This window comes from Streptomyces sp. NPDC058864 (genome assembly GCF_042742985.1).
Taxonomy (GTDB): domain Bacteria; phylum Actinomycetota; class Actinomycetes; order Streptomycetales; family Streptomycetaceae; genus Actinacidiphila.
Genome location: NZ_JBHYMQ010000055.1, coordinates 49,677 through 62,410, shown reverse-complemented (window position 1 = coordinate 62,410; position 12,734 = coordinate 49,677). Strand labels below are relative to the sequence as shown.

Below are 12,734 nucleotides of genomic sequence, written 5' to 3'. Positions count from 1 at the left end.
CACGGCGCACCATCGCGCCCGCGGCTCGCCCTGCACCCTGCTGGCGATCACACCCGGGTGACAAGACGAAATCCGGGGGGAGTACGCGCAGTTGCGCACATGGGAACGGCATTCGGGCCCGTACGCCGGGCTGTTGGGTCCGACCTCGCCGTGACGCGCCGCCGCGAGGGGCCGTTCGGCTCCGCGGGGCCCACCGGCGACGGACCGACGCCCGCACTCCCGCCGGTGCCGTCCCGGGCGGGCCGTGAACGCCTTGAGCGGGCCGGTCAGCCGCGCGGCTCCGTGTAGCGGGCGAGCAGGGCCCCGACGTAGGTCTCCAGGCGGGCCGTGAGCCTCGCCGGGGTGAGGTCGGTGCGGCCGAGTTCGCGCCAGGGGACGGCGACCTTCTCGGCGTCCGGTGCGAAGGCGAGCGCGTCCAGGAGCCGCCAGTACAGGTGGGCACCGGGGGACCCGGCCAGATGGCCGCCCGCGGCCGTGTACAGGTCGGCGAAGCGCATCCCGGCCGCGGGTCCGTGCAGCAGCGCGAGCGCCGTGGCGCAGTGGGCCACATCGAGGTCGGGCGGGCCCCAGGAGGTCTCGACCCAGTCGACGACGCCGGTGATGCGCAGGTGGCCGCCGTGCCCGTCGAACAGGACGTTGCCGGGGTGGAAGTCCCGGTGCAGGAACCGGGGTTCATGGTCGGGCGGATCACGGCGTATGACGTCCACCGCGCGCGCCCACAGGTCCGGACGGCCCGTGGCCGCGGGCGGGTGGACGCGCTCGGGCGCCGTCCATGCCTGGTACGCGCGGGGCCGGTCCTCCTCGCCGACGTACAGCCCGTGGATGCGTACGAGCTGGCGGGCCAGCAGCCAGGCCCGCGCCCCGGACTCCGCGTCCTCCAGGCGTACGCCGCCCGGGAGGTGGGACATGAGCAGCGAGGGATGGTCGCAGTGCTCCGCCGTCGCGTCGACGGCGTGGAGTTCGGCGGCGGGGACGGCCGTCGGGCCGAGCAGCGTCAGGATGCGCGCCTCGCGGGTGAGCAGACCCTCCGCGTGCCGCCGGTAGAAGGGCTTCACGAAGGAGCGCAGCACCACATGGCGTCCGCCTCCCGGGCCCCTGACCAGCAGGCGGCGCATCTGTGAGGTCCAGCCGCCGTGCAGCCGCTCCGCCGACTCGACGCGTTCCCCCTCGCGGAGGTGCCGGTGCACCCAGGCGCGGGTGGCCGTCCAGCCTGGCTCGTTCCCCTCCCTCGCGGTCATCCCGGCACCCTACCGGGCCGGTTGATCAGGCGGCGGCCGGCCGCCCTGCGCCGAGCAGCATCGCGATCAGCGACCTCGCCGTGGCCCGGAGCCGGTCCGCGTCCTGGTAGACGCGCTCGATGACGACGGTGCCGCGGGTCATGGTGACCAGGACCCGCGCGGCCTCGGTGGGCGGGACGGCGAGCAGGCCGGCCGCGTCCTCGCGGGAGAGCCGTTCGGCCATGACGCCCTCGAGCCGGTCGAGCATGCCGCGGATCGCCGCCCGGATGGGTTCGGCGTCCGCCTGGGTGTCGGTGGCGGTCTTGGTCGACAGGCAGCCGCGGGCAGGGGTGCCACGGGTCATGGAGGCGATGGTGAAGTCGAAGAAGTCCTCCAGCGCCCGCCGGACGTCCGGCTGGTCCAAAGTCGCGGCGGCCTCGGCGACGAAGGCGTCCGCGTAGTCCTGGAAGACGCGCAGGAACAGCGTCTCCTTGTCGCGGTACGCGTTGTAGAGCGAACCGCGCTGCACCCCGGTCGCGGTCGCGAGGTCCTGCATGGAGGTCGCTCCGTAGCCCTGGTTCCAGAAGACGTCCAGGATCCGGCCCAGGGTGTGCTGCTCGTCGAACTGCCGCCGTCCAGCCATGCCGTCACCGTAATTCATCTTTGACGGCTCCGTCAAAGTTTGCAAGGCTGTCAAACATGACGGGGTTGTCAAAGATGGCCCGGACGGCCGACGGACCGGGCGACGCCCGGACCTGCCGTGACCGGGCGGAGAGCGGAAACGAGCAGATGAGCACCACACCACCGGAACCCGCCGCGTGGCGGGCCATAGCGGCGGGCGCGAGCGCGAGCTTCGTCGGCATCGGCCTCGCGCGGTTCGCCTACACGCCACTGGTCCCCGAGCTGATCAACGCCCACTGGTTCTCGCCGTCCGCCGTTGCCTACCTCGGCGCGGCCAACCTCGCCGGCTACCTGGCCGGCGCGTTGTGCGCCCGGCGGGTGGGCCGGTGGCTGGGCGACCGCCGGGCCCTGCGGTGGATGATGGCGCTCGCCACGCTCGCGCTGCTGGCCTGCAGCGTTCCCGTCTCGGTGCCCTGGTTCTTCCTCTGGCGGCTCGCCTCGGGGTTCGCCGGCGGTGTGATCATGGTGCGGGTGGCCGGTGCCGTGCTCCCGTACCTGAAGGGGGAGCGGCGCGGTCTGGCGGGCGGGGCGATCTTCGCGGGGCTGGGGGTCGGCATCGCCGCCTCGGGGACGCTGGTGCCCCTGCTGCTGCACCTCGGCCTCAGCCGGACCTGGACCGGGCTCGCCGTGCTGTGCGCCCTCCTGACCGCGCTCAGCTGGAACGGCTGGCCGCGGCCCGCCGCACCCGCGGTCGCCGAGGCGGGAGGGCCGGGGGAGCGCCGGCCCGCCCGTTCGGCGCGGCTGCGGCTGCTGCTCGTGGAGTACGCCCTGATCTCGATGGGGCTCACCCCGGCCATGGCGTTCCTCGCCGACTTCGTCAGCCGGGGTCTGGGCCGCGGGTCCGCGGGCGGTTCCACGGTCTGGATCCTGTACGGGCTCGGAGCCCTGGCTGGTCCCACCCTCTACGGCCTGCTCGGCGACCGCCTCGGCTTCGCCAGGGCGCTGCTGCTGATCACCCTGGTGCAGACGGGCGCCCTCGCCGCGCTCGCCACGGCACGCAGCCTGCCCGAGATCGCGGTGCTGAGCGTCGTCATCGGCTCCTTCCCGCCCGGTGTCGTGCCCGTCGTGCTGGGCCGCGTCCACGAACTCGTACCGCGGCGCCCGGAGGCGCAGGCTGCTGCATGGGGCAGGGCGACCGTGGCGGGAGCACTGTCGCTGGCGCTGTCCGCGTACCTCTACTCCTATGTCTTCGCCCGCAGCGGTCAGGACCACCGCACGCTCTTCCTGATCGGCGCCGCGGCCCTCGTCCTGGCGCTGGTCGTCGGTGCGGCCGCGCGGTTCGCCCGCGTGCCCGCTGACGCGGGGACGGGTCCCCGGGTCGCCGGTGCCCGGGACGCGTCCGCGGCGGAGTGAGGCGCCGGGGCGTGGCGCGGTTGCGACATGTCGCAGAGTGGACACACCGCCCGCGCCCCGTGCCGGCCGCCCGGCCGGAGTCCTCCGCCGTGGTGCGGACTGCCCGGAACCCTCGTCCCGGGTGTTGCTGCACGGGCCCTGACGGTGCGGCAAAAGACGTGGTCAGTGGCACTGCCGGGAGGCGGCGGCCGGACGGACGTCGCCGGCGGGTCCGGCGATGGGGCGGAACCGCCGGTTCAGGGGCACGGAGAGCGCCGCACGTTGTGGCAACCCCACATATCCTCACCAGCCAACAAATGTCATCGACTCATTGATCAACACCCTCGGCAACTCGCATATAGTGGCCGCGAGTTCCCCGCGAACACGGAGCCCGTTCGGGATTCGTGCCTGTGGTGGTGCCCGTTTTTGTTGGATTCCGCTTTCTCATCCCATCCGTCCAGACGGTCCCGAGGTCCTGATCGATGACAGCGCAGACCGCGCTCCCGCGCCCGCGGACCGGGCGCCTGCGCATTCCGGCACGGCCGCGTGAGCAGCGTGCTCCGCTCGCGTACCTGGCCCGGGCCCTGGCGGCACCGCTGGTGGTCACCGTGCCGGTGGCCGTGTGGCTGACGGGCGCCGCGCCCGAGTCGGTGCGCACGCCCGCCGTGGTGGGCGCGGGCGCCGGAATCGTGGCGCTGACGTGTGCGGTGTGCGTGGCGGCGCAGGAGCGCTGGCGGGCACGGCGGCTGGCAGGCCAGCTCGACGCCCTGCGGGCCGAGGCGGAACGTTTCGCCGATGAGCTGCTGCCCGCCGCCGTACGGCAGATCACCGCCGGAGAGAGCGCCGACCGCGTCCTCGGCGCCGTGCGGGAGCCGCTGACCGGCCCGCAGCGCCGCATGCTGACCCTGATCGCCGACCGGGTGGGCACCAGCGAGTCGCGTCGCGCCGCGGCGATGGCCGTCGGCGCCAACGCCGCCGGACGCATGCAGGCGCTGGCCACCGGCATGCTGGCCGACCTGCGGCAGATGGAGCACCGCCACACCGACCCGGCCGTGCTGCACGACCTGCTGCACCTCGACCACCGCACCGCCCAGGCCGGCCGCCTCGCCGACAGCATCGCGGTGCTGACCGGGGCCCGTTCCGGACGCCGGTGGGCGAAGCCGATCCGGATGGAGTCGATCCTGCGCGGCGCGATGGGGCGCATCGCCGGCTACCAGCGGGTGCGGCTCCACTCCACCAGCGAGGTCGCCGTCGTCGGTCACGCCGCCGAGGGTGTCATGCACGCGCTGGCCGAACTCATGGACAACGCCGCCAACTTCTCCCCGCCCACCGCCGAGGTCCACGTGTACGTGGAGGAGGTGCCCGCGGGCACGGTCGTCACCGTCGAGGACAGCGGTCTCGTCATGGGGGAGGTCGCGCTGCGCCGCGCGCAGAGCGCCGTGGCCGCCGGCTCCGGGGACCTGACCGGCCTGTCCGGGACCAGGCTCGGCCTGACGGTCGTCGGCCGGCTGGCCCGCAAGCACGGCCTGACGATCTCCTTCCGTCCCTCGGCCCGCGGCGGCACCGGCGCGGTCATGATGATCCCGCAGGAACTGCTCACCGTCCCGCGCCCCGGCACGGACGCCGGATTCGACGCCGAGCCCGTCCTGCCCCCGGAGGCCCCGGCCGTCGTCCCGTCCGTCCCGGCTCCCGCCGAGACGTCCGACCGGGGCGAGGAAGTCCGGCGCACGGCACCGGAGCTGGGCGAGAGCGGCCTGCCCAAGCGCCGCCGCGGCCAGACGCTGTCCGCCGCCGGCCACGACCGGCCCGGCCACGACAAGCCCGCCGCCCGCCCGGGCCACGGCTCGGCCGGCCACGGCACGGCGGCCGAACGGGCCGCGCGGTTCAGCACCTTCCGCAGCGCGGTGAACGGCACCACCCCCGCCGCGGCCGCAGCCACCCCCGACCACGAGTCCCCCGCCTCCGCGCCCGGCGCGGACCGCGACGAGCACAACGCGACGGCCCCATCCCCAGAAAGCGACGCGCGATGACCGCACCGGCCACCGGCCACACCAGTACGGACGAGCGGCTCAACTGGCTGCTGGAGAACCTGCTGGAGCGCACCCCGGGCGCCCGCCACGCCCTGGTCCTGTCCCGGGACGGGCTCAAGCTGTGCCGCACCCCCGAGCTCTCGGTCGACCAGGCCGACCAGCTCGCGGCGATCTCCGCCGGCATCCAGAGCCTGTCGCAGGGCGCGTCCATCGAGTTCGGCGACGGCAGCGGTGGCGTACGGCAGGCCATGGCCGAGTTCTACGGCGGGATCCTGTTCATCGTCGAGGCCGGCGACGGCGCCCACCTCGCGGTCGTCGCCTCTGACGACGCCGAGGTCGGCCTGATCGGCCACAACATGCACGAGCTGGTCGAGCAGCTCGGCGAGCACCTCAGCGCGCCCCCGCGCGAGGTGCCCGGTGAGGACGGCGACGGCGCATGACACCCCGTCCGGGCCGGGAGGAGGATCCGGACCGGCTGTACACCCTCACGTCGGGTCGCAGCCGGCCCGCGTCCGATCTGTTCGACCTGGTGACCCTGGTGGTCGCCGAGTGCGATCCGGTCCCGGGGATGCAGTCCGAGCACGCGGCGATCCTGCGTATCTGCCGCCGGCCCACCGCCGTCGTGGAGCTCGCCGCCGACCTGGGGCTGCCGGTCGGCATCACCCAGGTGCTCCTGTGCGATCTGCTGGACACCGGGCGCATCAGCGCCCGGCACCCCCGTACCGTCCGGACGGCGGCTCAACTTCCGGACCCCGAGATCCTGGAGCAGGTGCTCGTTGGACTACGCAACCTCTGACCCCGGCCTCGTTCCCGGCCCGCCGGGGCCGCGGGCGCCGCTCGACCCGAGCGCCGACAACGGGCTGAAGATCGTCATCACCGGTGGGTTCGGCGTCGGGAAGACGACCATGGTCCGCTCGGTCAGCGAGATCCGCCCGCTGAACACCGAGGAGACCATGACGCAGGCCGGCGCCGGGGTCGACGACCTCGCGGGTGTGGGGACCAAGACCTCCACCACCGTGGCCTTCGACTTCGGCCGGATCAGCATCAACGCGCGCACCGTGCTCTACCTGTTCGGCGCGCCCGGCCAGGAGCGCTTCTGGTTCCTGTGGGACCGGCTGTTCTCCGGCACCCTCGGCGCGGTGGTGCTGGTCGACACCCGTCGCCTGGACGACTCCTGGTACGCCATCGACCGCCTGGAGCACCACGGCACCCCGTTCGTGGTGGCCCGCAACGACTTCGGCGGGCCCAAGCACTCCGAGGAACAGGTCCGCGACGCCCTGTCGCTGGCGGACGGCGTGCCGCTGGTGGACTGCGACGCGCGGTCCCGGCAGTCCTCCAAGGACGTCCTCATCACCCTCGTCCAGCACCTGCAGACCCTGTCCGCCGCCAACCCGCGCGCCCGGGAGATGACCGCCCCGTGACCAGCCAGCCCTCCGCGGCCGCCGGCACCGACCCGTTCGCCGGGGCGGTGCCGTTCAGCGGTCCCCGCTTCCACGTCGAACCCGCCGCCCTCTACCGGGAACTGCGGCGCGACCACGGCGCCCTGGCCCCCGTGATGCTCGACGGCGGCGTACCGGCCTGGCTCGTGCTGGGCTACCGGGAACTGCTGCACGTCACCGGCGACCCGGTGCTCTTCAGCCGCGACTCGGACCTGTGGAACCAGTGGGACCGCATCCCGGACGACTGGCCGCTCCTGCCCATGATCGGCCGCAAGCAGCCGTCGATCCTCTACACCGTCGGCGAACGCCACCGGCAGCGCGCCGCGATGATGGGCAACGCCATGGAGGCCACCGACCCGGTCGAACTGCGCCGTTACGCCGAGCGCTACGCCGACGCACTCGTCGACACCTTCTGCGGCAGCGGCACGGCCGACATCCTCGAAGAGTTCGCGATGCTGCTCCCGGTCCGCGTGCTGGCCCGGCTGTACGGCTTCCCCGAGGAGCAGGGCCCCCTCCTGGTGAAGGCGGTCAAGGACCTCGTCGACGGAGGCCCGGAAGCCATCGCCGGCCAGACGCACGTCTACTCCGCGATGACCGAACTGCTCCGGGCGAAGAAGGAGCAGCCCGGTGCGGACGTCGTCTCGCGGATGCTCGCCGACCGGTACGACTTCTCCGACGAGGAGATCGTGCAGGACCTGATGGTGATGACGGTGGCCGGGCACCAGCCCACCGCGGACTGGATCGGCAACTCGCTGCGGCTGATGCTCACCGACGACCGCTTCGCCGCCTCGTTCACCGGCGGCCGGCACAGCGTCGGGCAGGCCATGAACGAGGTCCTGTGGGAGGACACCCCCAGCCAGAACATCGCCGGGCGGTGGGCCAGCCGCGACACCCGGCTCGGCGGACGCCAGATCGCCTCCGGTGACCTGCTGATCCTCGGCTTCGCCGCGGCCAACGCCGACCCCCAGGTGCACCTGGAGGCCGGGGCCTCCACCAACGGCAACAACGCCTGGTTCTCCTTCGGGCACGGCGAGCACCGCTGCCCGTTCCCGGCGCAGGAGATCGCCGAGGCCATCGCCCGCACCGGCATCGAGGTGCTGCTGGACCGGCTGCCCGACCTCGAACTGGCCGTCGACCCCACCGGGCTGACGCGCCGTCCGTCCCCGTGGCTGCGGGGCATGACCAAGCTCCCCGTGCGCTTCACACCCACCCCCGTGCTAGGAGAACACTGATGGAATGCCCGGTCACCGGCCACCGCGCGGCCTCCCCGATCGTGCTGGACCCGATGGTGGGCGACCTGGTCGCCGAGAGCACCGCGCTGCGCGAGGCGGGCCCGCTGGCCGCGGTCGTCCTGCCCGGCGGGGTGCCGGTGTGGGCCGTCACGCACCACGCCGAGGCCCGCGCGCTGCTGACCGACCAGCGGCTGGTGAAGGACATCGCCCACTGGGACGCCTTCACGCGTGGTGACATACCCGCCGACTGGGCGCTGATCGGCCTGGCCAACCCCGGCCGCTCGATGCTCACCGTGGACGGTGCCGACCACCGCCGGCTGCGCGCCCTGGTCGCCCAGGCGCTCACACCGCGCCGTGTGGAGCAGATGCGCGCCCGGATCGAGGAGCTGACGGCCGGTCTCCTGGACCGCGTCGAGGAGGCGGCACACGAGGGCGGGACGCTCGACCTCAAGGCCACCTTCGCCTACCCGCTGCCGATGTACGTCGTGCAGGAGCTGATGGGCATCGACGAGGCCCACCTGCCCCGGCTGAAGGTGCTGTTCGAGAAGTTCTTCTCCACCCAGACCCCGCCCGACGAGGTCATCGCGACCCTCGGCGAGCTCGCGGGCCTGATGGCCAAGACCGTCGCCGACCGGCGCGCCGAGCCCGGCGACGACCTCACCAGCGCGCTCATCGCGGCCTCCGAGGACGGTGACCACCTCACCGACGAGGAGATCCAGAGCACCCTGCAGCTGATGATCGCCGCGGGTCACGAGACCACCATCTCCCTCATCGTGAACGCCGTCGTGAACCTGCTCACCCACCCCGACCAGCTCGCGCTGGTGCGGGAGGGCAAGGCGAGCTGGGAGTCGGTGGTGGAGGAGACCCTGCGCCACTCCACGCCCACCTCGCACGTGCTGATCCGCTTCGCCACCGAGGACGTCCCCGTCGGCGACCAGGTCATCGCCAAGGGTGAGGCTCTGATCGTCTCCTACGCGGCGATCGGCGGCGACGAGAAGCAGCACGGCCCGAGCGCCGGCGTCTTCGACATCACCCGCGAGCACCCCATCCGGCACATCGCCTTCGGCCACGGCCCGCACGTGTGCCCGGGCGCGGCCCTGTCCCGGCTGGAGGCCTCGATCGCGCTGCCCGCGCTCTTCGAGCGCTTCCCCAAGCTCGACCTGGCGGTCCCGGCGACGGAGCTGCGGAACAAGCCCGTGGTCACCCAGAACGACCTCTACGAGCTGCCCGTCACCGTGAACTGACCTACCGTCGGTGGTCCGGCACCGCCCCGCGCCGCTCGAGCCGGTGCGGGGCGGTGCCGGTCCCGTCCGACCCCGCGACGAGGAGGTGTGCCGTCGTACGGCAGGCCGCTGCGCAAGCTGGGCTTCCTGACCATCGGGCTGTTCGACGAGGCCGACCCACGCCGCGGGCACGAGGCGACGCTCGAGGTGATCCAGCTGGGCGAGCGGCTCGGCTTCGACAGCGCCTGGGTGCGCCACCGCCACCTGCAGTTCGGCATCTCCTCGCCCGTGGCCGTCCTCGCCGCCGCCTCGCAGCGCACCAGCCGCATCGAACTCGGCACGGCCGTCATCCCCCTCGGGTGGGAGAACCCGCTGCGGCTGGCCGAGGACCTGGCGACGGTGGACCTGCTGTCCGGCGGCCGCCTCAACCCGGGCGTCAGCGTCGGCCCGCCGATGCACTTCGACGAGGTCCGCGACGCCCTGTACCCGGACACCGCCGGCCAGGAGGACTTCTCCTACACCCGGGTGGAACGCCTGCTGGGATTCGTCCGGGGCGAGCCGGCCACCGCCTTCAGCGGGACCGAGGGCTTCGAGGTCTTCTCCGACCGCGTCCAGCCGCACTCCCCGGGGCTCGGCGACCGCATGTGGTACGGCGGCGGGAGCCTGCGCTCGGCGCGGTGGGCCGGGGAGCACGGAATGAACTTCCTGACGAGCAGCGTGGTCAAGGCGGAGGAGTCCGAGGACTTCGCCGCGATCCAGCTGTCCCACATCCGCGCCTTCCGCGCCGTGCACCCCGACGGCGAACGGGCCCGGGTCTCCCAGGGCCTGGTCGTCGTGCCCACCGACAGCGCCTCGGCCGCCCAGCGCGAGAGGTACCTGGAGTACGCCCGCCGGCGGCTGCCGCGCACCACCGGACCGCAGGGGCCGGGGCGGCTGCTGTTCGCCCCCGACCTGGTCGGCAGCTCCGAGGAGATCGCGGAGCGGCTCTCCGCGCACGCGGCCTTCCGCGAGGTCGACGAGGTGGCCTTCGCACTGCCGTTCGCCTTCGAAGCCGAGGACTACGAGCAGATCCTCACCGACATCGCCACCCGGCTCGCACCGGCCCTCGGCCGTCCGGCGGCCCAGGCCCCCTGACGGCCACCGCGGAGCGGCCCCGCCCGGCGCGGCGCGCCGGGCGGGGCCGTCCCGTCACACCCCGATGTCGCGGCCGTCCTTGCGCCACACCACGACCACGGAGGGGCGGGGGATCCGCCCGCCGCCGTCGGGCCAGCGCGAGGACGGGCTCTCGTACGTGGAACCGTCGGTCTCGCCGGGGTGCTGCACCGCGACCAGGACGCGCCGGCCCTGGACGATCGGGCCGCAGGTCTCGGCGCCCTTGGGCACGCTCAGGAACTGGCGGACCTGACCGCGCTTGTCACCCTTGACCGCGACGCCGAACAGGGCGTCGTGGGTGCCGAGGGTGCCCGGCGCGCCGTCGGTGGATATCCACAGGTTGCCGTGCGGGTCGAAGGCCACGTTGTCCGGGCAGGAGATCGGGCTGACGTCGTCCTTCGGGAAGCCCGCGAAGTAGGTGGACGGGTCGGCGGGGTCGCCCGCGACCAGGAACAGCCGCCAGGCGAAGCGGTCGGCGGCCGGGTCGTCGAAGAACTCCGCGAGTTCCAGCACGTGCCCGTGCTTGTTGTTGGCACGCGGGTTCGCCTCGTCGGCGCCCGCGAAGCCGGCCTTCCCGCGGTTGGTGTTGTTGGTCAGCGCCACGTAGACACGACCGGTGCGCGGGCTGGGCTCGACGTCCTCGGGACGGTCCATCTTCGTGGCGCCGGCCTTGTCCGCCGCCATGCGGGTGAAGAGGTAGACCTCCTCGGCGGTCATGCCCTCCACGAAGGAGGTGGTGCCGCTCGCCAGCTTGATCCACTCGCCGGAGCCGTCGAACTCGCCGTCCGAGGGCAGCTTCCCGCTGCCGTCGAACTCGGCGGCCGGGCTGTCGCCCGTCAACCGGGCGACGTAGAGCGTGCCCTCGTCGAGCAGCGACAGGTTGTGCTCGCGGACCGCCCGGCCGCTGCCGTGCCGCATCGCCTTGCTCGCCACGAACTTGTACATGTACTCAAAGCGCTCGTCGTCACCCATGTAGACGACGGGGCGGCCGTCATCGGTGAGCCGGGGCTGCGCCGCCTCGTGCTTGAAGCGGCCGAGCGCGGTGTGCTTGCGCGGCGTCGAGTCCGGGTCGAAGGGGTCGAGTTCCACGATCCAGCCGAAGCGGTTGACCTCGTTGGGCTCCTTGGCCAGGTCGAAGCGGTCGTCGAACCGCTCCCACTTGCGCTCGCTGGCCGCGCCGGCGATGCCGTAGCGCTTCAGCCGCTCCGCGGTGACCGGGTCGGTGACCGAGGCCGCGTTGCCGAAGTACTGGTTGAAGTTCTCCTCGCCGGAGAGCACGGTGCCCCACGGGGTGGTGCCGCCGGCGCAGTTGTTGAGGGTGCCGAGCACCTTCGTGCCGGTGGGGTCGGCCTTGGTGCGCAGCAGGGGGCTGCCCGCGGCGGGGCCGGTCAGGCGGAAGGCGGACGTGGTGTGCAGCCGCCGGTTCAGGCCGTGCCGGCTCACCGGGTACAGGCGGCCGGAGTGCCGCTCCTCCTCGACCACGACCACGCTGAGCCCGTGCGCGGCCCAGGCGATCTCGACCTGCTCGCGGGTGGGGTTCGCCGCGTCGTAGCCCGGGAACATGAGGATCTCGTCGGTGTACTCGTGGTTGGCGACGAGTACCTGACGGCCGCGCTCGCCGGGCAGGTCGAACAGGTGCAGGAAGTCGTTGTTGTAGCCGAACTGGCCGGCCTGCGCCGCGGCGCTCTGCCGCGCCTGGTCGAACGCGGGGGCGCCGCGCAGGACGGGGTCGCCCCAGCGGATCACGACGCTGTGGGCGTAGCCCTCGGGGACGACGACGGCGTCCACGGTGTTCGGCTCGACGGGCCGGAAGCGCAGGCCCTTGGCGGCGTCGGGGTCGACGGTGCCGCCGTGACCGCCGTGACCGCCCTGCCGCGGCTCGGGCGCGGCGGCGGCCACGTCGGTGCCGGACGCCACGGCCACGCCGCCCGCGGCGGCGGCCAGGGTGACCACGGCGCCGGTCCGCAGCATGGTGCGGCGGGAGAGGGCGGCGGCGACGACGTCGCCGAGGTAGGCGTTGCCGCTGGTGTTCGGGGCCTCGTGGGCGCAGGCGTCACCGCACTTGAACCGGCAGGTGAGGGCGGACCTGCCGCCGTCGTGGCGGGGGAGCAGCGGAAGAAGTCTGTGCGGCCGCACAGTGCCTCCAAGTCTATGTTCCGGTATAGCGAGTACCAAGGGACGGTAAAGAGCCCTGTTCTCGGGGGAGTGGCCGGAACGTGAACCACAAATGAACCGGTTGGCGCGGACTGATCCGACCGCCCGGGCCCGTGCGGCCGCGACACCCCCAAAGCGGCGTCACAGGCGGAAGCAGCGCCGCCGGGGGTCACGTCCGCCGGGCTGCGTCGTCGGATGAGCTCCCCCCGGCTACCGCTGGGAGGTGCCCCCGGTGCGGTGCGGTGCGGTGCATCGCGAGGCGGAGAGTCGTGGG

The 12,734-nt window shown here is 73.3% G+C and carries 11 protein-coding genes; 8 read left to right on the top strand and 3 right to left on the bottom strand.

The annotated features are described in order from the left end of the window. Positions 1-266: 266 nt before the first annotated feature. Both ACFW3D_RS31215 and ACFW3D_RS31210 read right to left on the bottom strand, forming a co-directional pair. Complete coding sequence (locus tag ACFW3D_RS31215; protein ID WP_500509803.1) at positions 267-1,238, bottom strand: phosphotransferase family protein; 972 nt, start codon at positions 1,236-1,238, stop codon at positions 267-269. 25 nt (positions 1,239-1,263) lie between these two features. After that, positions 1,264-1,860: a TetR/AcrR family transcriptional regulator gene (locus ACFW3D_RS31210; RefSeq protein ID WP_500509801.1), complete on the bottom strand. Its 597-nt coding sequence runs from the start codon at positions 1,858-1,860 to the stop codon at positions 1,264-1,266. Positions 1,861-2,006: 146 nt separating this feature from the next. Between ACFW3D_RS31210 and ACFW3D_RS31205 the strand changes: the two genes are divergently transcribed. From ACFW3D_RS31205 to ACFW3D_RS31170, 8 genes are all read left to right on the top strand, one after another. Beyond that, entirely contained in the window at positions 2,007-3,251 is a 1,245-nt protein-coding gene (locus ACFW3D_RS31205) for a YbfB/YjiJ family MFS transporter (protein WP_500509798.1), read from the top strand. Positions 3,252-3,712: 461 nt separating this feature from the next. Then, positions 3,713-5,260, top strand: coding sequence for a sensor histidine kinase (locus ACFW3D_RS31200; protein WP_500509796.1), 1,548 nt, complete (start codon positions 3,713-3,715; stop codon positions 5,258-5,260). Continuing rightward, positions 5,257-5,700 (top strand): roadblock/LC7 domain-containing protein, encoded by a 444-nt coding sequence (locus ACFW3D_RS31195; protein ID WP_500509793.1) that lies wholly within the window; start codon positions 5,257-5,259, stop codon positions 5,698-5,700. Before ACFW3D_RS31200 ends, ACFW3D_RS31195 begins: the two co-directional genes overlap by 4 nt. Further along, positions 5,697-6,056: a DUF742 domain-containing protein gene (locus ACFW3D_RS31190; protein WP_500509791.1), complete on the top strand. Its 360-nt coding sequence runs from the start codon at positions 5,697-5,699 to the stop codon at positions 6,054-6,056. The genes ACFW3D_RS31195 and ACFW3D_RS31190 overlap by 4 nt, the downstream gene beginning before the upstream one ends. Next, entirely contained in the window at positions 6,037-6,681 is a 645-nt protein-coding gene (locus ACFW3D_RS31185; RefSeq protein WP_500509789.1) for a GTP-binding protein, read from the top strand. The genes ACFW3D_RS31190 and ACFW3D_RS31185 overlap by 20 nt, the downstream gene beginning before the upstream one ends. Next, the gene (locus ACFW3D_RS31180) at positions 6,678-7,931 is read left to right on the top strand and encodes a cytochrome P450 (RefSeq protein WP_500509786.1); all 1,254 of its coding nucleotides are present in this window, start codon (positions 6,678-6,680) and stop codon (positions 7,929-7,931) included. Before ACFW3D_RS31185 ends, ACFW3D_RS31180 begins: the two co-directional genes overlap by 4 nt. Continuing rightward, positions 7,931-9,175: a cytochrome P450 family protein gene (locus tag ACFW3D_RS31175; protein ID WP_500509783.1), complete on the top strand. Its 1,245-nt coding sequence runs from the start codon at positions 7,931-7,933 to the stop codon at positions 9,173-9,175. Before ACFW3D_RS31180 ends, ACFW3D_RS31175 begins: the two co-directional genes overlap by 1 nt. Before the next feature lie 87 nt (positions 9,176-9,262). Next, entirely contained in the window at positions 9,263-10,288 is a 1,026-nt protein-coding gene (locus ACFW3D_RS31170; protein WP_500509780.1) for an LLM class flavin-dependent oxidoreductase, read from the top strand. A 54-nt stretch (positions 10,289-10,342) separates the two neighbouring features. Here ACFW3D_RS31170 and ACFW3D_RS31165 read toward each other — a convergent pair whose 3' ends face one another. Continuing rightward, positions 10,343-12,442: a PhoX family protein gene (locus ACFW3D_RS31165; RefSeq protein WP_500509777.1), complete on the bottom strand. Its 2,100-nt coding sequence runs from the start codon at positions 12,440-12,442 to the stop codon at positions 10,343-10,345. Between the last annotated feature and the right edge of the window lie 292 nt (positions 12,443-12,734).